The sequence below is a fragment of the Sorangium sp. So ce295 genome (genome assembly GCF_051527405.1).
Taxonomy (GTDB): Bacteria; Myxococcota_A; Polyangia; order Polyangiales; family Polyangiaceae; genus Sorangium; species Sorangium cellulosum_B.
Map to the genome: position 1 here is coordinate 4,231,042 of NZ_CP150324.1, position 21,324 is coordinate 4,252,365.

Below are 21,324 nucleotides of genomic sequence, written 5' to 3' on the forward strand. Positions count from 1 at the left end.
CGCTTGCGTCGCCCGGTGGGTGGCGGCGCCATGGCGGTGATCAGGCCTGGACGACGCCGATGCCCTTGGCGAGCGCTTCCATGTCGTCGAAGTGATAGACGTGGCGACCGCTGCGCCCGCCGAGCGCGGCGGCGACCATCGCGCCGGCGACCGTCCTCGCGTCGATGGGCCGGTACCTGCGCAGGCCGCCCTTCATCGTGAACCGGAGCGTCTGCGCCGCCGCGACGCCGATGGCCTCGCCCTTCCTGACCTCGCCCCGCTCGCCGAGGAGCAGGCTCGGCCTGAGCACGTGGACCGCCGCGAAGCTCGCCGCCGAGAGCTCCTGCTCCAGCTCGCCCTTCACGCGCAGGTAGAAGCTGGTCGAGCGCGGGTCGGCGCCCACGGAGGAGACAAGGACGAACTGCTTCACCCCGGCCTTCTCGGCGAGCCTGGCGACGGTGATGGGGTAGCGATAATCGATCTCGTAGAAGGCCTCTTCGGAGCCGGCCTTGGCGATCGTCGTCCCGAGCGCACAGAACACGTCGCTCACGCCGGCGAAGTCCGCGCCTTCGAGCCGGTCGAAGTCGACGATGCGCTGCGAGAGCCGCGCATCCTCGATCGGGGCCGGGCGGCGGAGCAGGGCGACGACCTTCGTGTACGCTGGCTGTTGCACGAGGAGGCGCAGGCAGTGGCCGCCGACGAGGCCCGTTCCTCCCACGATGAGAGCTGTCTTGTCGACCGTCATGTCTTCCATGTCCGTGCGGAATCACCCGCGGAGAGCGCCGCCGCGGGGATCCACAGCCGTACCACGCAGCGTAACGCAAGCGGCGCGCGAACCATAGCGGCCGGCCGCGCACGGCGCGAGCGGACCGACGGCGCGGCTCCCCCACGCTTCCTTTCCTGGTGTGTCTGGGCGCTACATGCTCTGTCGGTGTCCAGTCACGCGCCGCGCTCGCCCGGAGCAGCATAGACGGACGACCGCGGCGCTCCGTCGAGCAGCTGGCGCTGGAGATGGCTGTACGCTGAAGGGCGGATGATCGCACATCTCCTGTGATCCCGCGGGCGCCTCTCGGAGCGAGCGTCCGAGATGTGCCTTGAGCGGGGCCCGCGCGCGTGGCCGGGCCCCGCGCGGGTCCTCACGTGAGCGGCGCGCTGGCGACCTTCTGCGACGGCTTCGCGCGCTGGGCCTGCGAGCGCTTCGCGCGCTGGGCGTGGAAGGCCTTGACCGCCATCGGGATGACCAGCTCCCGGTGCTTGGGTACCAGGTTGTTCGGCAGCTGCTCGACTGGCCACCAGGTGCCCGTCGCCGGGACCTCGGCGAGCTTCGCCTGATGGACCCGGGAGAGCATCCAGCCGCGCGTGGCGGCCGAGAAGTAGTCGCCGACGAACGTGAAGTCGGAGATCGTCATCCCGACCCGGTGGAGGACGTGCTCGGGCTGCTCGCCCGGCGAGAGGACGCTGCCGGGGCAGCACCACTCTCCAGGGCCTGCCGCCGACGCTCCGCGCTGGGTCAGGAGCACCTCGAGGGCGCCGGAGTCCGCGTTCCTCCGGAGGCATACGGCGTCCGCGGCGAGGTGGATGGGGAGCCGGGAAAGAGCGTTGATGAGCGAGCTGCCGAGCGGCTCCCGTGGATCGACGTACCCGAGGAGCCAGCCGGCCATCGACTTGATGAGCCTCATCGCGGCACCCTCCGCGAGGGCGTGCGGCGGGGCTGCTGGAGCAGCGCCTGCCGGGCGTTCAGGCGAGCGCGTCGGCGCTGCTCAGGGCTGGACGTCGTGCCAGGGTCGTCCTTCGCGCTGCTGCCGGGGCGGCGCGGCCGGGTCGACGGGATCGAGGTTCGAGTTGGATCTTTCATAGAGGTTGCTGCGTTGGTGTCGTTGTGCGTTGTTGCGTGATGTTGCGCGGGTTCAGATCTTCATGTCGTTTCTCCTGAGATGTCGGGCTGCGCCGACGACGTTGATGAGCCTACAATGCGCTCTGTTTCTTTGTCGTTTCAGTCGTGCAGCTCGGACGTGAATCATTGTCCTGCGTCGTTGCTCGCGTGTCTCGCCGAGCTCCTGACGCCGGTGTTCGGGTGTCGTGCGTGAGAGTCGCTGGTGCTCCGGGCGGCGAGCGCGCATGCGTTCGCCGGGGCATCGATGACATCGGGGTGTCAGCCGGGCAGTCGTCGCGACGTCCGCGCTGGCCCGCCGGCTTCATCCTCCTCGGCGCCCTCGGTCACCTCCGCATCGACGTCGATGACCTGCCATGACTCCGGTTGCCCGCGGGACGCGCCAGCGCGCCCCTCGGCGCGCTCGCCGAACGGCCCGCCGCCCAGGTCGATGACCTTCATGCTGAAGAACGCGCCGTTGCCGGGGCCGCCCACGCCGATGCCGGCGGCGCTCGCTTCGGCCACCCGTCGCTCGAACCGCTCCCGCACCACCGCCGCGACGCGGCGGCGCACCGGCGGGAGCAGGAGCAGGAGCCCTGCCACGTCGGTCAGCACCCCCGGCGTGACGAGCAGGGCCGCCCCGAGGAGCACAAGGAGCCCTCCCGCGAGCCCCTCGTCCGGGACGCGCCCCGCGGCCATCGCGCCGCGCCACGAGGCGAGCACCTTGAGCCCCTCGCGCTTCGCGAGCGCTGCGCCGAGGACCGCCGTCCCGAGCGCGATCGCCACGGTAGGCCAGAAGCCGATGACGTCGCCGATCGACAGCAGGAGCCAGAGCTCCAGGATCGGGAGCGCCGTGAAGAGCAGGATGAGCTTGCCCATGACCCCCGTCGTCTAGCGCCCCCGGCCGCGCCGCGCACGCGTGAGGCCGCCCGCCGCCGTGCGCCGTCATCACGCGCCGCGCCGCGCCGTCATCGGCCGCCGCTGAGTCCCGCGAGGCCGGCTGTTCCATGCTCCGCCATGGATCCTGCGCCGGAGTACCGGCCGCGGTGAGAGTGCGCTAAGAGCGCTTGCCCCGGAGAAATCCATGACGACTGTCCCCGTGGAGCAGGAAAAGGTGGAGGCGTGCCGCGCGTTTGCCGCCGACATCGCCGACGAGGTGCAGCGCTTCATCGACCGCCACACGACGGTCGGCGTCGAGCGCACCGTCGCCCGCGCCTACGGCGTGGTCGGCGCCGACGCCGAGGGGACGCCGCTCGTGAACGCGCTGGTCGATCGCATCCACAGGGCGGGGCAAGCCGGCCGCGGCGTCGCGTACCACCTCGGCCGGGCGCTCTGCGAGGGCGCCGGCTCGGTGCAGGAGGCCGCGGAGATGCTGGCCTTCAGCGAGGCGGCCGACCTCGGCCCGGGGCCCTCCGCGGCCGAGGCGCGCGGCGCGCTCGAGGCCGCGACGCGGGAGGCGATCGCCCGGATCGACAGGGCCCGCGACGAGCGCGAGGCCACCAAGGCGGCGCACCGGGTCGGCGCCGCGCCGCTCAAGTACGTCATCGTCGCGACGGGCAACATCTACGACGACGCCGTGCAGGCCAAGGCCGCCGGGTTCGCCGGCGCCGACATCGTCGCCGTGATCCGCGCGACCGCCCAGTCGCTCCTCGACTACGTCCCGGAGGGGCCGACCACCGAGGGATACGGCGGCACGTACGCGACCCAGGAGAACTTCAGGATCATCCGCCGCGCCGCCGACGAGGCGACCCGCGACACCGGCACCTACCTCGCGCAGACGAACTACTCGTCCGGCCTTTGCATGAGCGAGATCGCCTGGATGGCGGCGGTGGAGCGGCTCGACATGCTGCTCAACGACGCGATGTACGGGATCCTGTTCCGCGACATCAACATGCAGCGGACGTTCATCGATCAGTATTTCTCCCGCAGGATCATCGCGAGGAGCGGCATCGTCATCAACACGGGAGAGGACAACTACCTCACGACCGCCGACGCGGTCGAGAAGGCCCATACGGTGCTCGCGTCGCAGTTCATCAACGAGGCGTTCGCGCGGCGCGCGGGCCTCCGCGAGGAGCAGATGGGGCTCGGCCACGCCTTCGAGATCGACCCCTGGCTCGAGGACAGCCTCCTCTTCGAGCTCGCCCAGGCCCAGCTCGTCCGGCAGATCTTCGACCGGCACCCGATCAAGTGGATGCCGCCCACCAAGTTCAAGACAGGCGACATCTTCCACAGCCACGTCCACGACGCGATGTTCAACCTGGTCGGGATCACGACCGGCCAGTCGATCGAGCTGCTCGGGATGTTCAGCGAGGCGGTCCACACACCGCTCCTCATGGACCGGTATCTCTCGCTGAAGAGCGCCCGCTACATCTTCACGGCGGCGCGGCACCTCGGCGACGAGATCCAGTGGAAGCCGGGCGGCATCGTCGAGCGGCGCGCCCGCGAGGTCCTCGACAAGGCGCACGAGCTGCTGCGGGAGGTCGAGCAGGAGACCGTCTGGGACGCCATCGGGCGTGGCGCGTTCGGCGACGTCAAGCGCACGCGCACCGGGGGGAAGGGGTACTCGGGCGTCGTGGTGCGGCACCCGGAGTACCTCAATCCGATCCTCGACGTGCTGGAGCGGCCATAAGCCGACCGGAATCTGCGAGCATGGGCGCATGAGCGGAAGGACGCCCGAGGAGACACGGCGCCGCGGTTCGCCTTACCGGAGCGACGCGACCGATGCGGTGCGGCTCGAGATCCTCGAGGATCGGGTCGCGGAGCAGCGGCAGGCGCTCGACCGACAGCAGCGCGCGATCGACGAGCTCAGGGAGGAGCTCGAGCGGATGCGCGCTCAGCTCGCTCACCTCCCGGCGCCCGCGCCCCCCGCGAAGGCGGAGCCGCCGCAGAGGGACGACGTCCGCCGCGCGGCCGAGGAGCTCCTGCGCCGCGCGGGTCGCCTTCCCTCGTCGGAGGTGTTCTCCGAGCTGCGCAAGCTGGTCGACGCCCACCCGGCGCACGGCTTCATCGAGGAGCTCGTCGATCGGGTCCACTGCGCCCGCTGCGCGCGGCGGATCCGACGCCCGGACCCCAGCGAGCCGGCCCACCACGAGCGGTACTGGTCGGGTCGATGCCCGCGCTGCAACGAGCCCCTCTCCTTCCAGCGCTGACGCGCCGATCGAGGGGAACGGAACGATCGGAGAAGGGACCGCCGAAGCGCCATGGACGCCAGGAACCCCTGGATCTCTCCTCCTTACATCCTGGCGTCTCACTCCCTTCTCGTCCCAGCACAGCGCCAGAGTCGGGCTCGAACCGCTCCGGGAAGCCGCGTCACTGGAGTCTTCAAAAGGCATGCTCTCTGAGCTTTCGTGTCGTTTTCGCTCGCTCTCTGCGGCGCGATCGCCCTAGCCGCGCGAGGCTGCCTGGCGCTACTGTCAACCAGGGATCGGCGCAGTCCGCCCCCTGTAGCCTGTAGACGGAGGTGAGCATGACACCGCGAAACATCCTGCGTGCGTATGGCGACCGCGAGGGCGACGGGATGGTCCAGATGTCGTTCACGCTCCGCGTCCTGCCGGGCGACCGCGCGCGCGAGGCGGCGAAGCGCTTTGCCGAGTCGCACGGCCTGCGCGAGCCGCTGGTCACGGCGATGGAGCAGGCCAGCCGGGAGCACACGTATTTCGTCGTTTACGGGCACTCCCAGCACGGGGTCGACCTCTCGGACATCGAGGTCCAGGAGCTCGCCGCCCAGCCGCTCACCCGGGACGACATCGAGGCGCAGGCCAAGAAGCTCGGCCGGAAGATCGTGGTCGTCGGGGCGTGCACCGGCAGCGACGCGCACACGGTCGGCATCGACGCGATCCTGAACTACAAGGGGTTCGCCGGCGAGAAGGGGCTCGAGAGCTTCAAGTGCTTCGACGCCCACAACCTCGGCGCGCAGGTCGAGAACGCCGAGCTCTGCGAGAAGGCCAAGGCGCTCGGCGCGGACGCGATCCTTGTCTCGCAGGTGATCACGCAGCGGAACTGCCACAAGGAGAACGCGGCGGCGCTCGTCGACCTGGCGACGCGCCAGGGCTTCCGGGACAAGGTGATCCTGCTGCTCGGCGGTCCGCGCATCGATCACAACTTGGCCGTCGAGCTCGGCTTCGACGCTGGCTTCGGCCCGGGAACGAAGCCGATCACCGTGGCGTCGTTCCTGATCGAGCGCCTCGTGGGCCGGGCGTAGGCGGTCAGGCGTAGGCGGTCAGGCGACGAGCAGGTGGTAGGCGGCCGAGAGCTCGGCGAACCGCGCGGTGCGCTGGGCGCCGTCGCCGGCGTGCGCGGCGGCGCGGTCGGGGTGCATGGACGCGGCCAGGCGGCGGAATGCGCGGCGGATCTCGGCCTCGCTCGCGCCCTCGCGCAGGCCCAGCACATCGAGCGCCCGGCGGCGCGGCTCGTCCGCCCGAGCGGCGCGCGGCGGCGCGCCCGTCGGCCCGCTGTGCGCGGCGCGCGCCGACGAGCCGGCGCGCCGCTGCCGATCCCGCGCGCGCGGGCGGCCGTGGAGGAAATCGCTCGGCGGGAGCGGGCCGGTCTGCCGCAGCGACCCGGCGAGGGGCCTCGCCGTGTGGAAGCAGATGGTCGCCTCCTCGATGCTGAACAGCGCCTCGAGGCGCGCGCGGAGCTGGATCCGGAGCGCGCGGTCGACCGCGGTCGCCGGGATGAGCCCCGCCGCCACGAGCACCTCGCCGGTCCGGCGCCCCCGGTGCGCGGCGACGAGCGCGGCGAGCCGCTGGATCGACGGCTCGGGCGCGGAGCCCTCCTTCGCGAGGATCTCGCCGAGGCGGGGCACCCGGAGCGGCGTCTCGACGGCCGTGACGAGGCCGGAGAAGAGCTGGATCCGGTGCTGGCGGCCTGGCACCGTCGAGCCGCTCGGCGTCCGGAGCTCGCAGAGCTCCAGGAGCCCGGTGGTCTTCTCGCGGTGCAGCGCGCCGAGCAGGTCTCCCAGGGTCGACGTGGAAAGGCGGCTGGGCAGTTGCATCGAAGGCGGCGTTATCACTGCCGCGCTCGATCGGCCAAAGAAGCGGCGCGGGCGCTCCGGCGCGCGGCCATCACCCTCGTCGGACGGGCCCGCTCGCGCGCACCGTCGCTCGGCGCTCGCTCGATTGCGCTGCGCGCGCCTGCGCGCACGAATGTGTGCCCGGGCCGAGGCCCGCCGTGCGAAGCTCCGCGCGAAAACGGCACGGCGCACCGCGCCGGCGCGCGGATCAGGAGGAATCTGCGATGGGCTTGCTCGACGGAAAGGTCGCGATCATCACGGGAGCCGGCGGCGGGATCGGCCGCGAGGAAGCGCTGCTCTTCGCCCGGGAGGGCGCGAAGGTCGTCATCAACGACCTCGGCGGGACGCGCGACGGGTCGGGCTCGAGCGACGCGATGGCGGCGCAGGTCGCGGAGGAGATCAAGGCCGCGGGCGGGCAGGCCGCGCCGAGCTTCGACAGCGTGGCGACCCCCGAGGGCGCGGCGAAGATCGTGAAGACCGCCGTCGATGCGTTCGGCCGGGTCGACATCCTGGTGAACAACGCGGGGATCGTCCGCGACAAGACGCTCCTCAAGATGGATGAGGGCATGTGGGACGCCGTCATCGCCGTTCACCTGAAGGGGACGTTCCTTTGCACGCAGGCCGCTGCGAAGCAGATGGTCGCGCAGGGCGGGGGAGGGCGGATCGTCAACACCACGAGCGTCTCCGGGATGCTCGGCAACTTCGGGCAAGCCAACTACGCGGCTGCCAAGGCCGGCATCTACGGCCTCACCCGCACCGCCGCGATCGAGCTGCAGAAGCAACGGATCACCGTCAACGCGATCGCGCCCATCGCCAAGACCCGGTTGACGGAGGATCTGCCCATGTTCCAATCGGCGGGCGACACGCTCACGCCGTCGCACGTGGCGCCTGCGGCGCTGTTCCTCGCGTCCGACCTGTGCGCCGACAAGACCGGCAACGTCCTCGCCGTCGCCGGTGCACAGATGTACATTTACAAGGTCGTCCAGAGCCCCGGGAAGTTCAAGGACGAGGGCGGCGTCTGGACGGCGCAGGAGATCGCGGATCACTGGGACGCGATCATCAAGCTCTGATCGTGGCGACGGCGCAGGGCGGCCTCGCCGAGGGCGGGCGCGGCCGGAGCGCCGGCGCGGACGATGCGGCTGCGCGTGAGCCGACCGTTGCTGCGCTGATCCCTGGATGCTAGGTTCGAACCGCTTCCGGGGTACGTTTGGCGCATCGGCGCACTGTTCGAGCAGGTCGTTCACGCGGAGTCTGGAGGTGCCACCGGTGACCGTCTTTCGCTGCTGTTACGCCTGCGCCATGTCGCGCGGTGCGGCCTCTGCAGCGCGGAGGCGTTGAGCGCCGTGTCGCGTGACGCCCACATCCCGCTCGCCCTGTGGATCTGCGCGGCGATCGTGGCGCACATGGCGGGCGGCGGCGGCGCCGTCGAGGTGGCGCAGGTCATCGAGGATCGCGCCCAGCTCCGCCAGATGGTCCACGCGGTGAGGGATGGCCTCCGGCCGGGCGACACGACGTTCGAGATCCTGACCGACGGCGCGGCGCTCACGCCGCCCCCCGCCCCGCTCGCGCCGCCCGAGCGACCGTCGGACAGCGAGCCGGACAAGGACGCGACGCCCGATCCGCAGCAGCCGAACCCCGAGCCGACCAAGGCGGCGACGATCCCGCCGCGGAAGCCGCCGAAGGCCGAGCCGCCGCGCCAGGCGAAGGCGCCTCCGCCCGCGCCGCCAAAGCCTGAGCCGCCCAAGGAAGAGGCGGCCAAGATCGTACCGGTCCAGCCGGCGCCGCCGCCGCCGCTGCCGCCGGCGGATCAGCGGATCGCCGTCCGGCAGCACGTCCAGAAGGACCAGCAGGACAACCCCGAGGCGAGCCGGATCGCGGACGACGCCAACAAGGTCGACGAGGAGACCATGGCGCAGATCCGCTCGAAGGATCAGGACGACCCCGAGCCGACGCCCGGGACGCCGTCGGGGCCGAAGGCGCCGACGGACAGGGTCGGCGACAGCGACCACGATCACAGCGGCCACAGCGAGGAGCGCGCCGGCAACGAGAAGCACGCGCCCGGCGAGGGGAACCCCGAGAGCGAGAGCGCGGAGCACCACAGCCCGGCGTCGCCGGCGAAGGCAGCGCAGGCCTCCCGGGCGGCGCCCCCCCCGAGCGTGCCGGGCGCGAGCGGCGGCGCTCGCGTCGCGCAGGTCTCTCCCGCGCTTCCGCCGCCGGAGAAGGGCGCCGCGGGCGGCTCCGGCCCGGCGTCGCCCGAGGTGATCGACGGCGCGCGCGGCGGCTATACCCTCAATCCGGCGAACCCGGGCGGCGACGGCAAGAGCCGCGTGGCCGGCAAGAAGGCGACGCCGCAGCCCTACCAGAGCCCGGTCCGTGTCGGCTCGATCGGCCTCGGCGCGCCGGGGCTCCCCGGCGGGCCCAACCTCAACCTGGACATGGCCGGCGTGCAGGCGGCCGTCGGCAACGAGAAGCTCAGGGCGGAGCGGGCCTCGGACGGCGCCTCCCGCAGGAGCGCGCACCGGGGCTCGTGGGAGACGACGGACAAGTGGAAGAAATGGCGTGCCGCGATCGAGAACTACGACCCCTCGGTCAAGCCCGGCAACCAGACCTCGCTCAACGCCGCGCGGGTGCCGTTCGCGACGTACATCAACATGATCCACAACCGGCTCCACCCGATCTTCGCGGAGGAGTTCCTGGCGTCGCTCGAGAGCTTGCCCTCCGGGCACGCGTTCAACCAGAACCGGGTCACGCACGTGGAGATCGTCCTGAACAAGGACAGCGGCAGCGTCGTGCGCCTCGGGGTCACGAGGCCGAGCGGGATGACGGCCTTCGACATCGTCGCGCTGAACTCGGTGCACCGCGCGTCGCCCTTCGGCAAGGCGCCGGACGCGATCGTGTCGCCGGACGGCAACGTGTACTTGCACTGGGAGTTCCACCGGGATCCGTACGACGCGTGCTCCACCCGCAACGCCCGCCCGTTCCTGCTGAAGGCGCCCTCCGGCGCCGCCCCGATCGAGCCGGCGCCTGTGCGCAAGGGGCCGCGGCCCGTCCCGGGCGACGAGGGGGCGCCAGCGCCGCCAGGCCCGCTGCTTCCGCTCAGGCGTTAGGTCCCGGCTCTGCACCGGGACCGCGGCGATGTATCCTCCGCGTCATGCCGAAGGATTCCGACGAGGCCGTTCGAGTGACCAACGCGCGCATCGAGGCGGCGCTCGCGGATTCCCCGGCGTTCACCCGAGTCGAGCCGCAGTTCTACGTCGTTCGCCAGGGGACAGCGTACGTCTACCTTCATGTCCTTCCCTGGGCGCCCGATCGCGCGCTCGTGCGGCTCGTCGCGCAGCTCGCCCGCGGCGTCGAGATGACGCCGGACCTCGCGATGAAGCTGCTCCGCCTGAACGCGCGCATCCGCTTCGGCGCCTTCGGTTACGTCGCGCAGGGCTCGTGTGTGGTCATCGTCCACACGCTCCTCGGCGGCGAGACGCTCGACGCCGACGAGATCCTTGTCGCCCTCCGGGATCTGTCCGTGCTCGCGGACGAGTACGACGATCGCATCGTCGAGGAGGCCGGCGGCCAGCGGATGCAGGACCTGATCGACGCCTCGGCGACCGCCGCGGTCTTCACGGATCTCGAAGCTCCCCGCGCCTGGGACAAGGGCTGAGCGACGGGCGCTGTTCTTCATGCTCCTCACCATCGATCTCCCACCCGAAGGCCCTCCTCCCTCCGCCGCGCCGGACACCGCTGCCTCGCCCCGTCGCGAGGAGGGCGGCGAGCCTCCGCCCGCCGAGCGCCGGTCCTCCGCCGCCGGGCGGCCTCCGCTCGCCGGCCTGCCTGTGCTCGCGCTCATCCGGCCGCTCGCCGTCCTCGCCCTGCTCGCGATGATCCTCGGCCGCATGGTCGCGCCGGCGATGGTCGGCCTGGCGGTGGGCATCGAGCGCGCTGTCCACACGATCGAGCTCGCCGGCGCCGGCGCCTCGCAGCTCTTCGCGATCGGCGCCATCGTCGTCGCGATGGCGCTGATCAGCGCGGTCGTGCGGAGCCGCGTCCCGTACGCGCTGCGGATCGGCGCGATCGTCGCGGGCAGCTTCGTCATCCTGGTCGTGCTGCACGCGACCGTGCAGCGCGTGCCCGATCTGTCCGCCGCGCTCATCGGCGTGAGCGCCGCGATCCTCGCGCTCGGCAGCGCGTGGGAGGCGCTCCGCGTCCCGTTCGTGCGTCCGGTCGCTGCCGCGCTCGGGCTCATCGGCGCCTCCGCGCTCGTGCGGCTCGCCGGCGTCCTCTTGGCCGTCTGGGCGAACGACCGCGGCTCGAAGGCGCTCGCCGGCGCGACGAGCTCTGTCGCGACCGCAGCCTTCGCGCTCGATGCGCTGGCCGTCCTCGCGGCGACGGTCGCGCTCGGCGCGGGCCGCGAGGCGCGGCCGCGTGACGCCGAGCCGCCGCCGCCGCGCCTCGTGAGCCCGCTCTCGCTGGTGGCGCTCGCGTCGGCGCTGTTCGCCACGCGGGCGGCGCTCGCGGGCGCCGCCGACGACGCATCGATGGTCGAGGCGCTCTTCCGCCGCGCGCTCGACCGGCTGCTCACTCGCCCCGCTCCGGTCGTGCCGCTCTCGATCCAGCTCTTCGTCGCCGCCCTGTCGGTGGTGGTCGTCGCGCTCGCGCTCGTCGCCCCGCCGCGGCTGCCGGCGCTGGGCGGCGCGCTCGCGCTGCTGCTCGTCGCGGGCAGCGCCCCGGAGGTGCCGCTCGGCGCGCTGTCGCTGGTGATCGCCGCCCTCTGCATCGCGCTCGCGGCCCGCGACGAGCGCGGCTTCTGGGCGGCCATGCTCGCGAACGAGCGCGAGCGCACCTCGAGCTCGCTCCCGGGCGCCGGGAAGCCGGACATCACCGGCGGCGCGTCAGGTTGACGCGAGCGACGACACTCGTTAAGCACGCCCTCGCTGTGCGGAAGAACAGCGCGCGGCATTCCACCCGCTGCTCGCCAGAAGGACGCGGTGGGAGCCGCCGCCCGGTCCAGACGGTCCCTCCTCAAAAGGCCAGATCAGGCTCGGAGGGGCGCGAACCAGGCTCGCGTGGCGCGCCGCGGGCGCGGGAGAGTCCTCATGCATCGTCGCGATCTCGCCTCGCTCTCTGCTCTCGCGCTCACCGCGCTGGCGCTCGCAGGGTGCCCCGAGGAGCCCTCGAGGCCCAGCGGCGGCACGGCCGCGACCGCCACCACGGCGGCGCCCCCGGCGGCCTCGGTCGAGAAGCCCGCCGCGGCCCCGCAGGGGTCTGAAGCGCCGAAGGCCACGGCGCAGGAGGCCGCCCCGGCGGCCCCCGCGGGCAAGGGGATCATCAAGGGGATCGTCAAGTTCACCGGCAAGCCGGTCGAGATGAAGGTCCCCACCGCGCGCAAGGACGCCCCGGTCTGCCAGGACAAAGATGTCCTGTACAACGCTGTTGTCGTCAACGATGGCAAGCTCAAGGACACCTTCGTCCGCATCGCGGTCGGAGGCGTGCCGGGCAGCTGGAAGGCGCCCGACGCGCACGCGGTGGTCGACCAGCAGGACTGCATGTATGTGCCGCGCATCCAGGGCGTGGTCTCCGAGCAGCAGGTCGACATCAAGAACAGCGACCGGACGCTGCACAACGTGCACACCTACAAGGGCTCTGAGACGCTGTTCAACCAGGCGCAGCCGGGGGGCGCCGCGCCGCTGACGAAGGCGTGGAAGGACGGCATCATCAAGCTCACCTGCGACGTCCACCCGTGGATGCGCGGCTTTGTCGTGGTGACGGATCACCCCTTCTTCGCCGTGAGCGGCGATGACGGCTCGTTCACGATCGAGAAGGTCCCTGCCGGCAAGTACAAGCTCGAGGCGTGGCACCCGCACCATGGCCTGAAGACGGCCGACGTCACGGTCACGGACGACAAGCCCGCCCAGGTCACGTTCACGTACGCCGGCACCGAGCCTGAGCCGGCGGAAAACAAGGACGAGCTCAAGGGCCTTTGGTGAGATCCATGGCAGCGCCTGCAGCAGGCGTCGCCCCGCCCCGGGCCGCCCGGCTGGCGGCGAGCGGCGCGGTGGAGCCACCTTTCCAGGCTCACTCGACGCGCAAAGAACGGATGAGCACGCCACGACGGTTGCCGCAAGGCGACTCGTGCCCTAAAGGGTGGCGGGCGACAACTGACGAACTCGACTCCCCGAGCCGTGTTGTGCGCGCTAGTCTCCCGGCCCCGATGCTGTTTTCTCCCGCCTCCCGCGCTCCGGTGACGACGTCGTTTTTCAGTGTAGCTGTCCCGAGACCAGGGATCTTCGGAGCTGTCGCGCGAGCGCGCGGCGCGGGCGCCGGGCACAGCAGCGAGGTGCGCGCGTGACCATGAGCGTCGAGCCGGCCGCCGAGCGCGCCCCGGTCCCTTACGTTCGCCAGGCCGAGCCATCCGAGGGCGGCGGCTGTGCGGTCCCCACGAGCGCGCGCCCGCTGCTCAAGGGAGCGGCCGATCTCGTGAGCCTCACCAAGCCGCGCATCACGAGGATGGTGGTCGCGACGATGCTCGGCGGCATGTGGGTCGCGAGCCGTTATCTCCGCGCCGGACTGGCGGGAGAGGCCGCGATCGAGCGCGCGGCGGTGCCGCCGGCGCAGCTCGCGCTGGCGTTGCTGGGGACGGCGCTCGTCGTGTCCGGCGCCAACGCGCTCAACATGTACATCGAGCGCGACACCGATCTGCTGATGGCGCGGACGCGGAGCCGCCCCTTGCCGGCGCGGCGGCTTTCGCCGGAGCTGGCGCTCTGGTTCGGGATCGCGCTCTCGGCCGCCTCGATTCCGGTGCTGTTTCTCGGGGTGAACGCGATCACGGGCGTGCTCGCCGCGGTGGCGCTGCTCAGCTACGTCCTCGTCTATACCCCGCTCAAGCGCAGGACGACGCTGTCGCTGCCGATCGGCGCGATCCCCGGCGCCATCCCGCCGCTGCTCGGGTGGACGAGCGTCACAGGCCAGATCGACGCGCCCGGCTTCCTGCTCTTCGCTGTCATGTTCCTCTGGCAGATCCCGCATTTCCTCGCGATTTCGCTCTTCCGTCAGGACGAGTACCAGCGCGCGGGGCTCAAGGTGCTGCCGCTCGAGAAGGGCGATCTCACGACACGGCGCCACATCGTCGGCTACCTGGCGCTGCTCGTGCTGTCCTCGGTGCTGTTCGTCCCGCTGGGCGTGGCGGGCCCTGTCTACCTCGGCGCCGCGATCCTCCTCGGCGGGGCGTTCTTCGGGCTCGGCGTCTACGGTCTCCGCGCGGGCACCGGCGCTCGCTGGGCGCGTCAGGTCTTCTTCGCCTCCATGGTCTACCTGGTGCTCCTCTTCGCTGCGCTGATGATCGGCGCCTGAGCGGCGCCTCGTCGCCTTGACTCACTGGCGACAGGCCCTTAAGCGTCACCGGATGGTCTCAACGGAGCCCACGCGCCACACGAACGGCGCTCTGTCGCCTGCGGAGCCGACCGGCCAATCGCTTCCGTCCGACCGCGGCGACGCGGGGAGGCCTCGGCGCGGCGGGCTCGTGGGCACGCCGGTGTTCTGGGCCGCGCTCCTCGCGCTGGTCGGGCTCGTGGCGCTCATCACCATCGGGGTCGCCGGGCGCGCGCTCCACGGCCAGGCCGCGGAGACGCCCGCGATCCGCATCCCTCTGCCCGCCTTCGAGCTCACGGATCAGCGGGGCGCGCGGTTCGGGCTGGAGCAGCTCCGGGGCCGCGTGTGGATCGCGGACTTCATCTTCACGACCTGCCCGACCGTCTGTCCCAAGCTCACGCAGCGCATGAGCGAGATCGAGCGCCGAGGCCGCGATCTCGGTGACGCGCTCCACCTCGTGACATTCACCGTCGATCCGGAGAACGACACCCCGGCGGTGCTCGCGGCCTACGCGGCGTCGCAGCGGCTCCCGCTCGAGCGCTGGACGTTCCTGACAGGCCCGCTCGATCAGATAGAGTCGACGGTCCTCGACGGCTTCAAGATCGCCATGGGCAAGAAGGAGTCGAGCCCTGGCCTCTTCAGCATCTTCCATGGCGAGCGCCTCGTGCTGGTCGACCAGCAGGGCGTGATCCGCGGCTACTACGAGGCGAACGACGACGGGATCGACGCGGTCTTGCGCGACGCGGGCGCCCTCGTGAAGTCGAGGTGACCGGCTCCCGCCCTCCTCACGCCTCGATGGCGAGCCGCTTGATCATCTTCTGAAGGCCGAACCTGGACAGGCCCAGCAGCTTGGCGGCCTGCGTCTGGTTCCCGCGCGTGCGCTCGAGCGCGTCGCGCACGAGCTCCGTCTCCAGCGCGTCGATCCTCGCTCGGACGTTGAGGCCGAGCTCGCGGGGCGTCGCGTTGCCGCCGTGCGCGATCTCCGGTGAGAGGTGCTCCCGATCGATGGTCCCGTCGCAGAGCACGATCGCCCGCCGGATCTCGTTCTCCAGCTGGCGCACGTTGCCCGGCCACGCGGAGGCCGAGAGGCGATCCATCGCCCCGCGCGTGACCCGGACCGAGCCGCGGCTGTGCTTCTCGACGAGGTGCTGGACGATGAGCGGCACGTCCGTCGCGCGCTCGCGCAGCGGCGGAACCCGGATCGTGATGATGTTCAGCCTGTAGAGCAGATCCTCCCGGAATGCGCGGGCCCGGACGAGCGCCTCCAGATCCCGGTGGGTCGCGGCGATGACGCGCACGTCGACCTTGCGCGCCCGCTCGGAGCCGATCGGCCTCACGAGGCCGTCCTCGATGACCCGCAGCAGCTTCGTCTGCATCGCGAGGCTCATCTCGCCGATCTCGTCGAGGAACAGCGTGCCCCGATCGGCCACCTCGAAGAGCCCGGCGCGCGGGCGATCCGCGCCCGTGAACGCGCCGCGCACGTGCCCGAAGAGCGCCGACTCGAGGAGCCCTTCGGGGATCGCGCCGCAGTTCTCGCTCACGAACGCGTGCGCGGCGCGCGGGCCGTTGTGGTGGATGGCCCGCGCCACGAGCTCCTTGCCGCTGCCGGACTCGCCGCACACGAGCACCGGCACCTCGGAGGCGGTCACCCGATCGACGAGGCGCAGCATCGCGCGCAGCGGCTCGCTCTCGCCGATGATGGCGTCGTACCGGTAGCGCGTGTCGCGGCCGCCGCGCGCCCTGGCGAGCTCGAGCGCCGCGGCGTCGAGCTCCGCCTCGCGCCGCGCGAGCTCCTCGGCGAGGCGCGACGAGGCGCGCTCCGCGCGGCGCGCCGCCCGGCGCAGCTCGACCTGCGCGCGCGCGTCGGAGATCGCCAGCGCCGCGACCGACGCGATGGCGCGCGCCCACCGCAGCTCCTGCGCGCCGAACGCGCCGCGGCGCACGCGGTCGTCGAGGTAGACGACGCCGAGCGCCTCGCCGCGCGCCACGAGCGGGACGGCCAGCACGCTCCGCAGCTTCAGCGCGTGCACGCTGTGGTGCACGCTCGGCAGCTCCCCCGCCGCGTCGACCGCGACCACCGGCTCGCGCGCCTCCAGGGCGCGGCGCGCGAGCGTCTCCGACAGCGCGAGCTGCTCCGCGCCGAGGCTCGAGCGCGCCAGGTTGCGCGCGGCCCGCGGGACGAGGCGCCCGTTCGGGGCGCGCAGGAGCAGGAGCCCCCGCTCGACCCCCGTCCAGAGCACGAGCGCGTCGACGACCCGGTCGAGCAGCGGCGCGAGCCGCTCGCGCTCGCCGAGCGCGCCGACGAGGGCCTCCAGATCGCGCGCCTGCTCGGGCCGAAGCCCGCTCTCCTGCAGCGCCCGCGCGCGGACGACCCACGGGAGCGACCGGACCGCGCCGGAGAGCGCCGACGCCCCTGGCGACGCAGCGGAGGCGCCAGCCGAGCCTGCGCCGGCGGTGCGCCCGCAGAGCTCGCGCGCGGCGTCGGCGAGCGCCGCGAGCACCCGGTGCGCGACGTCCGTCTGCCCGGCCCTGACGGCCAGCGCGTGCGCCGCGGCCAGCGCTGGGCCGCGCGCCGCGATCGAGGCGCGGGCGCCCGCGATCGCGGCGATCGCGGCGAGGATGCGGTCGCTGCGGCCGCGCCACGCCGACGCGCCCGCCGGGCCGCGTGGCGCGTCGTCCGCGGCGGTCGCGGCGCCGACGTCGTCCGCGGCGCCGACGTCGTCCGCGGCGCCGACGTCGTCCGCGGCGAGCGCGATCGCGGCGCGCGCTCCCCACCAATCGAGCCGCGAGGCCGCCGCGGGCTCCGGGCCGTTCGCGAGCTCGTCGAGCTCCTCGACGCGGGCTCCATCCAGCTCGCCCGCGCCGTGGCGGAGGAGCCGCGCGGCCGCCCGGAGCGTGTCGTCCGCGGAGCCTCCGGCGAGGAGCGCCGCCGCGCGCGCCGCCGCCGCGCGCGGGTCGACGTGCGATCCGGCGTCCGCGCTCACGACGCCGTCGCCCCGCGCGGCGACCACGTCGGCGATGGCCCAGAGCGCGTAGGCCTCCGCCTTCGCGTCGCCCGCGTCGCGGGCCCGCGCGATGGCGTCCTCGGCGGTCCGGCAGGTCTCGTGCACCAGCCCAGCGGTTGCGTAGGCGGCGGCGCAGGCGAGCAGCGCCCGGGCGCCCTGCGCCGGCCGGCCGAGGTGCTCCCAGAGCAGTGCCGCACGGGTCGAGGTCGCGATCGCGCCGTCGAGATCGCCGAGATCCACCGCCGCCGCCGCCTCGCCGGTCCGGTAGGTCGCCTCCTCGACCACCGCGCCGGCGCGGACGGCGTAGTCGACCGCGGCGCTGAACGACGCGTGCGCTCGCTCCGGATCGCTCGCGTGCCACGCGTAGCCGCGCACGGCGGCCATCCGCGCCAGCTCCTCGACGGAGCTCGCGAGCGCCTCGCCGCGCGCCACCTCCGACAGCGCCCGCGCGGTGTCGCCGCGCAGCACGGCGAGCAGCGCGCGCACCTCGCAGAGCGGCGCCGTGACCGCGTCCCCGGCGAGCGCGTCGGCCGCCTCCAGCGCCCCCGCGTCGATCGCGACGCGCGCGAGCACCGCGCGCGCGCGCCCCTCCGGGTCCGCGCCGGCGTCGATCGCGGCGCGCGCGCGCTCCTCCGCGAGGGCGCGATCGCCGGCGCGCCGCAGCACCTCCGCCGCGAGCGCCGCGGCCTCCGTCGCGCCGCGAACGCACGAGCGCAGCATCAGGCTCCGCGCGCGCCCGGCGTCGCCGTGCAGCCGGAGCGCGTTGGCCGCCGCGACGACCAGGCTGGCCGGCGCGTCGTCGCGCTGCTCGATCGCCTCGAGCGCGAGTGGATCCGGCGGCACCCGCGCGATCGCGAGCGCCAGCGCCGCCGCCTCCGCCGCGCCGAGGGCGCGCGCTTCGGCGGCGCCCTCGGCCGCTCCGCGGTCCTTCGGCGCCGCGCTCGCCCGCCGCCCCGCGCTGCTCCCCGGCGTTTCCAGCACGGCCGCCTCGATGTCCGCGAACGTCCAGGCGCGCGGCGGGACCTGCCGCGCGAGCGCGACGAGCGCGTCCGCGAGCGCCCTCTCCGGCGCAGACGCGAGCGGCCCCATCGGCCACGCCGCCGCGCTCGTCCCCGCGAGCGCGGTGAGCCACCGCGCGACGCGGTCCGGCCCGAGCCGCCCCAGCCACGCCGCGTCGCTCTGCGGCGGGCCCGCGCGCGCCGCGCCGTCGCTCGCGCGGAGCGACGCGCCGGAGAGCGCGCGCACCCGCTCGACCACCGCGAACGCGTCCACGAGCCAGGGGGCGACATCGTCGCGCACCCCGAGCGCCGCCTCGAGCTCGTGTCGCCGCAGGCGCAGGTAGGCGGCGCGCACGCGGCGCGCGTCGCGGTCCTGTCGATCGCGCTCTGCGCCGGGCGCCCCCGCGTCGCGGCCGGCGCGCCCCGCGGGGGGCGCGGCGAACGGGGGCCGCGCCCGCTGCGCGCCGGCGATCGCCGCGCGGGCCGACTCGGTGACCCACGCGGACGACGGGCGCGCCGCGGGGGAGGGCGAGAGGAGCGCGCGGCAGATCGCGTCGAGCGGCGGCCCGGCCGCGCTCTCCGCGGCCGACGCGGCCCGCGCCGCTCCGATCGGATCGTCCGCGTCCGCCACGCCGGGGAAGGCGATCTCGGCGAGCAGCGTCCCCAGCGCGAGCAGGTCCCTCGCCCGCGCGTCTCCGAGCTCCGCGTCCCCGCGCGCGATGTACCGCAGCGTCGCCCCGTCCACGGACGTCTCGTGGATCGAGCAGGCGAGCCCCAGGTCGATCACCGCGATCCGCCCCTCCGGCGTCAGGATCAGGTTCTCCGGCTTGAGGTCTCCGTGCGCCAGGCCGATGCCGTGCAGGTCGGCGAGCGCCTCGCCCGCGTCGCGCGCGGCGGCGAGCGCGAGCGCCGCGCGCTCGCCAGGGGGCAGCCCGCGCAGGGCGTCGGCGACGGCTCGCCCTTCGATCCAGCGCATCGCGACGAACGCGCGCCCCTCCTCGCCGGCGGCGCCCTCGACGCGCGAGCCGCCAGGTGGCGCCGCGAGCCACCCGACGTCGACGAGCTCTGGCAGCCGCGGCGAGAGCGCCAGCGCCGCGTGCAGCGCCTCGCGGCCGAGCACCCGCCGCACGGAGGCGCGCTGCGCCGCGGACGCTCCGCGCCCGCGCGCCTCGATCTTGAGCGCCACCAAGCCGCCGCGCTCCTGATCGACGGCCCTCCAGACCTCGGCCGACCCGCCGGACCCCGCGGCGTCCAGCAGCCGGAAGCGCTCTGCCAACCGAGGTGTCACGGTCGACGGCTCGCTCATCCCCGGAATGCTCCCGGGCAAGGAGCCACCTGTCAACCCGGTTACGGATCCGGCGCAGCGCCCCCCGCCGCGCCTGCCCCGCCTGCCCCGCTTCCGCCCGATCCGTCACCGCAGCTCGGCGCGCCGCCGTCTGGCAGATCGATATCGACGGCCCCCGCGTCGCTGCAGGTGTCTTCCGGGCCCTTGCCGTAGTGGTCCGCCACGAAGCGCGCGAGCGACGCTTTGTCGAGGCACGTCGCGGTGTACGTCGCGCCCCAGGCCGCGGCCGCGACCGGCGTGTCCAGCGCGCTGTCGGGCGTCATCACGAGGCGCGCCTCCGGCCCTCCCGGCACCATGAGGCACTTCGGATCGGAGGCGGCCTCGGCCCGCACCTCGTCGAGCACCGCCTTCACCTCTGCGCAGCCGGACGAGGCGCACCGGTACGCGAGGACGATCGCGCCGTGCTCGAGGTTGTGGACGTACACCTCGCGCGGGACCTCGGACTCGAAGCGCTTGTACTCGGCCCACAGGCCCCAGTGATCTCCGCCGCTCGGCGGGTTGGTCGCGTACTGGACAGGCGCGCACGTGGCCACGTGTTGCGCCGAGGTGACGGGGATCCCCGTCGTGACGACGACCTTGCACTCGGCCTCGCCCGGGAGCGGCGGAGCCTCCGGAAAGCTCGTGACGGTCTCGGGTTGTTGCGGCGCGGGCGCGGCGTCGCCCTCGTCGATCGGGGGCGAGCTCGTGCCACACCCGCTCAGAGGAACGCCGAGCCCGGCGACCATCGTGGCAGCGACACACATCTGCGCGAAACCGCAGTGTTTCATGGCCGAAGCCTACCATGTCCGACGCGCGACGCGCGTTGCCCTGGCACGTCGGCTCTGGTGTACTTGGGTCCCCTAGCGTGGCGAAGCAAGAGAACGATCATCGGCAGACGCTCGTCACCTGCACCGCGATCGCCCCGCCGGTGCTGCCGGCGGCGCCGGGCACCGCGTGCCTGGTGGTGATCTACGGCACCGAGCTCGGGCGCCGCATCGCGCTAGGGACCGGGGCGATCGAGTGTGGGCGCGCGATACAGACCGATATCCCGCTCGACGACGACGCGGTGAGCCGGCGCCATGCGCGCATCTCCTGGACGGGGATGAGCTACGTTGTCCGCGATCTCGGCTCGACGAATGGCACCTACGTGAACGACGTCTCCGTCGATGAGCGCGCCCTCAAAGACGGTGACCAGGTGAAGATCGGCCGGACGATCTTCAAGTTCATCCAGGGTGGGAACGTCGAGCTCTCGTATCACGAGGAGATCTACCGGCTGATGACCTTCGACGGTCTGACGCAGGTCCACAACAAGCGCTCCTTCGAGGTCGCGCTGGAGCGCGAGGTGTCGCGGGCTTGTCGCTACCATCGCCACCTCGCCCTCATCATGTTCGACATCGATCACTTCAAGAACATCAACGACACCCGCGGGCACCTCACGGGCGACGCCGTGCTCCGCCAGATGGCCGCGCTCGCCGCGGCGAACGTCCGCCGCGACGACATCCTCGCGCGCGTCGGCGGGGAGGAGTTCGCCCTGCTCGTGCCGGAGATCGCCGTCGACAGCGCTCGCCTGGTGGCCGAGAAGCTGCGCGCGCTCGTGGAGCGCACGCCGTTCCGCTTCGAGGAGGGCGAGGTCGCCGTCACCGCGAGCTTCGGGGTCGCCGGCGTCACGCCGGACGCGCCGGTCTCGCCGATGGAGCTCTACCGCCGCGCCGACGAGCGGCTCTATCATGCGAAGAAGGCCGGGCGGAATCGCGTGATGTGACGTTCCGCGAGCGCCG

At 73.1% G+C, this 21,324-nt stretch carries 17 protein-coding genes; 11 read left to right on the forward strand and 6 right to left on the reverse strand.

Going from position 1 to position 21,324, the window contains the following annotated elements:
* Nucleotides 1-40 precede the first annotated feature (40 nt).
* From WMF11_RS16115 to WMF11_RS16125, 3 genes are all read right to left on the reverse strand, one after another.
* Entirely contained in the window at nucleotides 41-733 is a 693-nt protein-coding gene (locus WMF11_RS16115; RefSeq protein ID WP_437552746.1) for an oxidoreductase, read from the reverse strand.
* 382 nt (nucleotides 734-1,115) lie between these two features.
* Nucleotides 1,116-1,658 (reverse strand): NUDIX hydrolase, encoded by a 543-nt coding sequence (locus WMF11_RS16120; RefSeq protein WP_437552747.1) that lies wholly within the window; start codon nucleotides 1,656-1,658, stop codon nucleotides 1,116-1,118.
* 473 nt (nucleotides 1,659-2,131) lie between these two features.
* The gene (locus WMF11_RS16125; protein ID WP_437978075.1) at nucleotides 2,132-2,728 is read right to left on the reverse strand and encodes an FxsA family protein; all 597 of its coding nucleotides are present in this window, start codon (nucleotides 2,726-2,728) and stop codon (nucleotides 2,132-2,134) included.
* Between the two features lie 205 nt (nucleotides 2,729-2,933).
* Here WMF11_RS16125 and WMF11_RS16130 point away from each other — a divergent pair, with 205 nt between their 5' ends.
* The 3 genes from WMF11_RS16130 to WMF11_RS16140 all read left to right on the forward strand — a co-directional run bounded on the left by WMF11_RS16130 (nucleotide 2,934) and on the right by WMF11_RS16140 (nucleotide 6,050).
* Nucleotides 2,934-4,478, forward strand: coding sequence for a lysine 5,6-aminomutase subunit alpha (locus WMF11_RS16130; protein WP_437978076.1), 1,545 nt, complete (start codon nucleotides 2,934-2,936; stop codon nucleotides 4,476-4,478).
* A 28-nt stretch (nucleotides 4,479-4,506) separates the two neighbouring features.
* Entirely contained in the window at nucleotides 4,507-4,998 is a 492-nt protein-coding gene (locus WMF11_RS16135; protein WP_437978077.1) for a hypothetical protein, read from the forward strand.
* Nucleotides 4,999-5,315: 317 nt separating this feature from the next.
* On the forward strand, nucleotides 5,316-6,050 hold the full coding sequence (locus WMF11_RS16140; protein ID WP_437552751.1) for an OAM dimerization domain-containing protein: 735 nt from the start codon (nucleotides 5,316-5,318) through the stop codon (nucleotides 6,048-6,050).
* 18 nt (nucleotides 6,051-6,068) lie between these two features.
* On the opposite strand, the gene WMF11_RS16145 is transcribed toward WMF11_RS16140, so the two are convergent.
* Nucleotides 6,069-6,842 carry a J domain-containing protein gene (locus tag WMF11_RS16145; RefSeq protein WP_437909254.1) on the reverse strand — a complete coding sequence of 258 codons (774 nt, stop codon included), beginning with the start codon at nucleotides 6,840-6,842 and terminating at the stop codon, nucleotides 6,069-6,071.
* A 242-nt stretch (nucleotides 6,843-7,084) separates the two neighbouring features.
* On the opposite strand from WMF11_RS16145, the gene WMF11_RS16150 reads away from it, so the two are divergent.
* From WMF11_RS16150 to WMF11_RS16180, 7 genes are all read left to right on the forward strand, one after another.
* Nucleotides 7,085-7,930 (forward strand): SDR family NAD(P)-dependent oxidoreductase, encoded by an 846-nt coding sequence (locus WMF11_RS16150; protein ID WP_437909255.1) that lies wholly within the window; start codon nucleotides 7,085-7,087, stop codon nucleotides 7,928-7,930.
* 273 nt (nucleotides 7,931-8,203) lie between these two features.
* Complete coding sequence (locus WMF11_RS16155; protein WP_437978078.1) at nucleotides 8,204-9,967, forward strand: hypothetical protein; 1,764 nt, start codon at nucleotides 8,204-8,206, stop codon at nucleotides 9,965-9,967.
* Nucleotides 9,968-10,011: 44 nt separating this feature from the next.
* Nucleotides 10,012-10,515, forward strand: a complete 504-nt coding sequence (locus WMF11_RS16160; protein WP_012235526.1) for a T3SS (YopN, CesT) and YbjN peptide-binding chaperone 1 — start codon at nucleotides 10,012-10,014, stop codon at nucleotides 10,513-10,515.
* Nucleotides 10,516-10,534: 19 nt separating this feature from the next.
* Entirely contained in the window at nucleotides 10,535-11,752 is a 1,218-nt protein-coding gene (locus tag WMF11_RS16165; RefSeq protein ID WP_437909258.1) for a hypothetical protein, read from the forward strand.
* 195 nt (nucleotides 11,753-11,947) lie between these two features.
* On the forward strand, nucleotides 11,948-12,838 hold the full coding sequence (locus WMF11_RS16170) for a carboxypeptidase regulatory-like domain-containing protein (protein ID WP_437552756.1): 891 nt from the start codon (nucleotides 11,948-11,950) through the stop codon (nucleotides 12,836-12,838).
* Nucleotides 12,839-13,202: 364 nt separating this feature from the next.
* The gene (gene cyoE / locus WMF11_RS16175) at nucleotides 13,203-14,201 is read left to right on the forward strand and encodes a heme o synthase (RefSeq protein WP_437552757.1); all 999 of its coding nucleotides are present in this window, start codon (nucleotides 13,203-13,205) and stop codon (nucleotides 14,199-14,201) included.
* A 52-nt stretch (nucleotides 14,202-14,253) separates the two neighbouring features.
* Nucleotides 14,254-14,988, forward strand: a complete 735-nt coding sequence (locus tag WMF11_RS16180; protein ID WP_437978079.1) for an SCO family protein — start codon at nucleotides 14,254-14,256, stop codon at nucleotides 14,986-14,988.
* Nucleotides 14,989-15,004: 16 nt separating this feature from the next.
* Here WMF11_RS16180 and WMF11_RS16185 read toward each other — a convergent pair whose 3' ends face one another.
* Together WMF11_RS16185 and WMF11_RS16190 are read right to left on the reverse strand one after the other, a co-directional pair.
* Nucleotides 15,005-19,528 carry a sigma 54-interacting transcriptional regulator gene (locus tag WMF11_RS16185; protein ID WP_437978080.1) on the reverse strand — a complete coding sequence of 1,508 codons (4,524 nt, stop codon included), beginning with the start codon at nucleotides 19,526-19,528 and terminating at the stop codon, nucleotides 15,005-15,007.
* Between the two features lie 41 nt (nucleotides 19,529-19,569).
* Complete coding sequence (locus WMF11_RS16190) at nucleotides 19,570-20,334, reverse strand: DUF3105 domain-containing protein (protein ID WP_437978081.1); 765 nt, start codon at nucleotides 20,332-20,334, stop codon at nucleotides 19,570-19,572.
* 77 nt (nucleotides 20,335-20,411) lie between these two features.
* Here WMF11_RS16190 and WMF11_RS16195 point away from each other — a divergent pair, with 77 nt between their 5' ends.
* A complete protein-coding gene (locus tag WMF11_RS16195; RefSeq protein ID WP_437909264.1) occupies nucleotides 20,412-21,308 on the forward strand; it encodes a diguanylate cyclase in 897 nt (298 codons plus the stop codon).
* The last annotated feature ends 16 nt before the right edge of the window (nucleotides 21,309-21,324 follow it).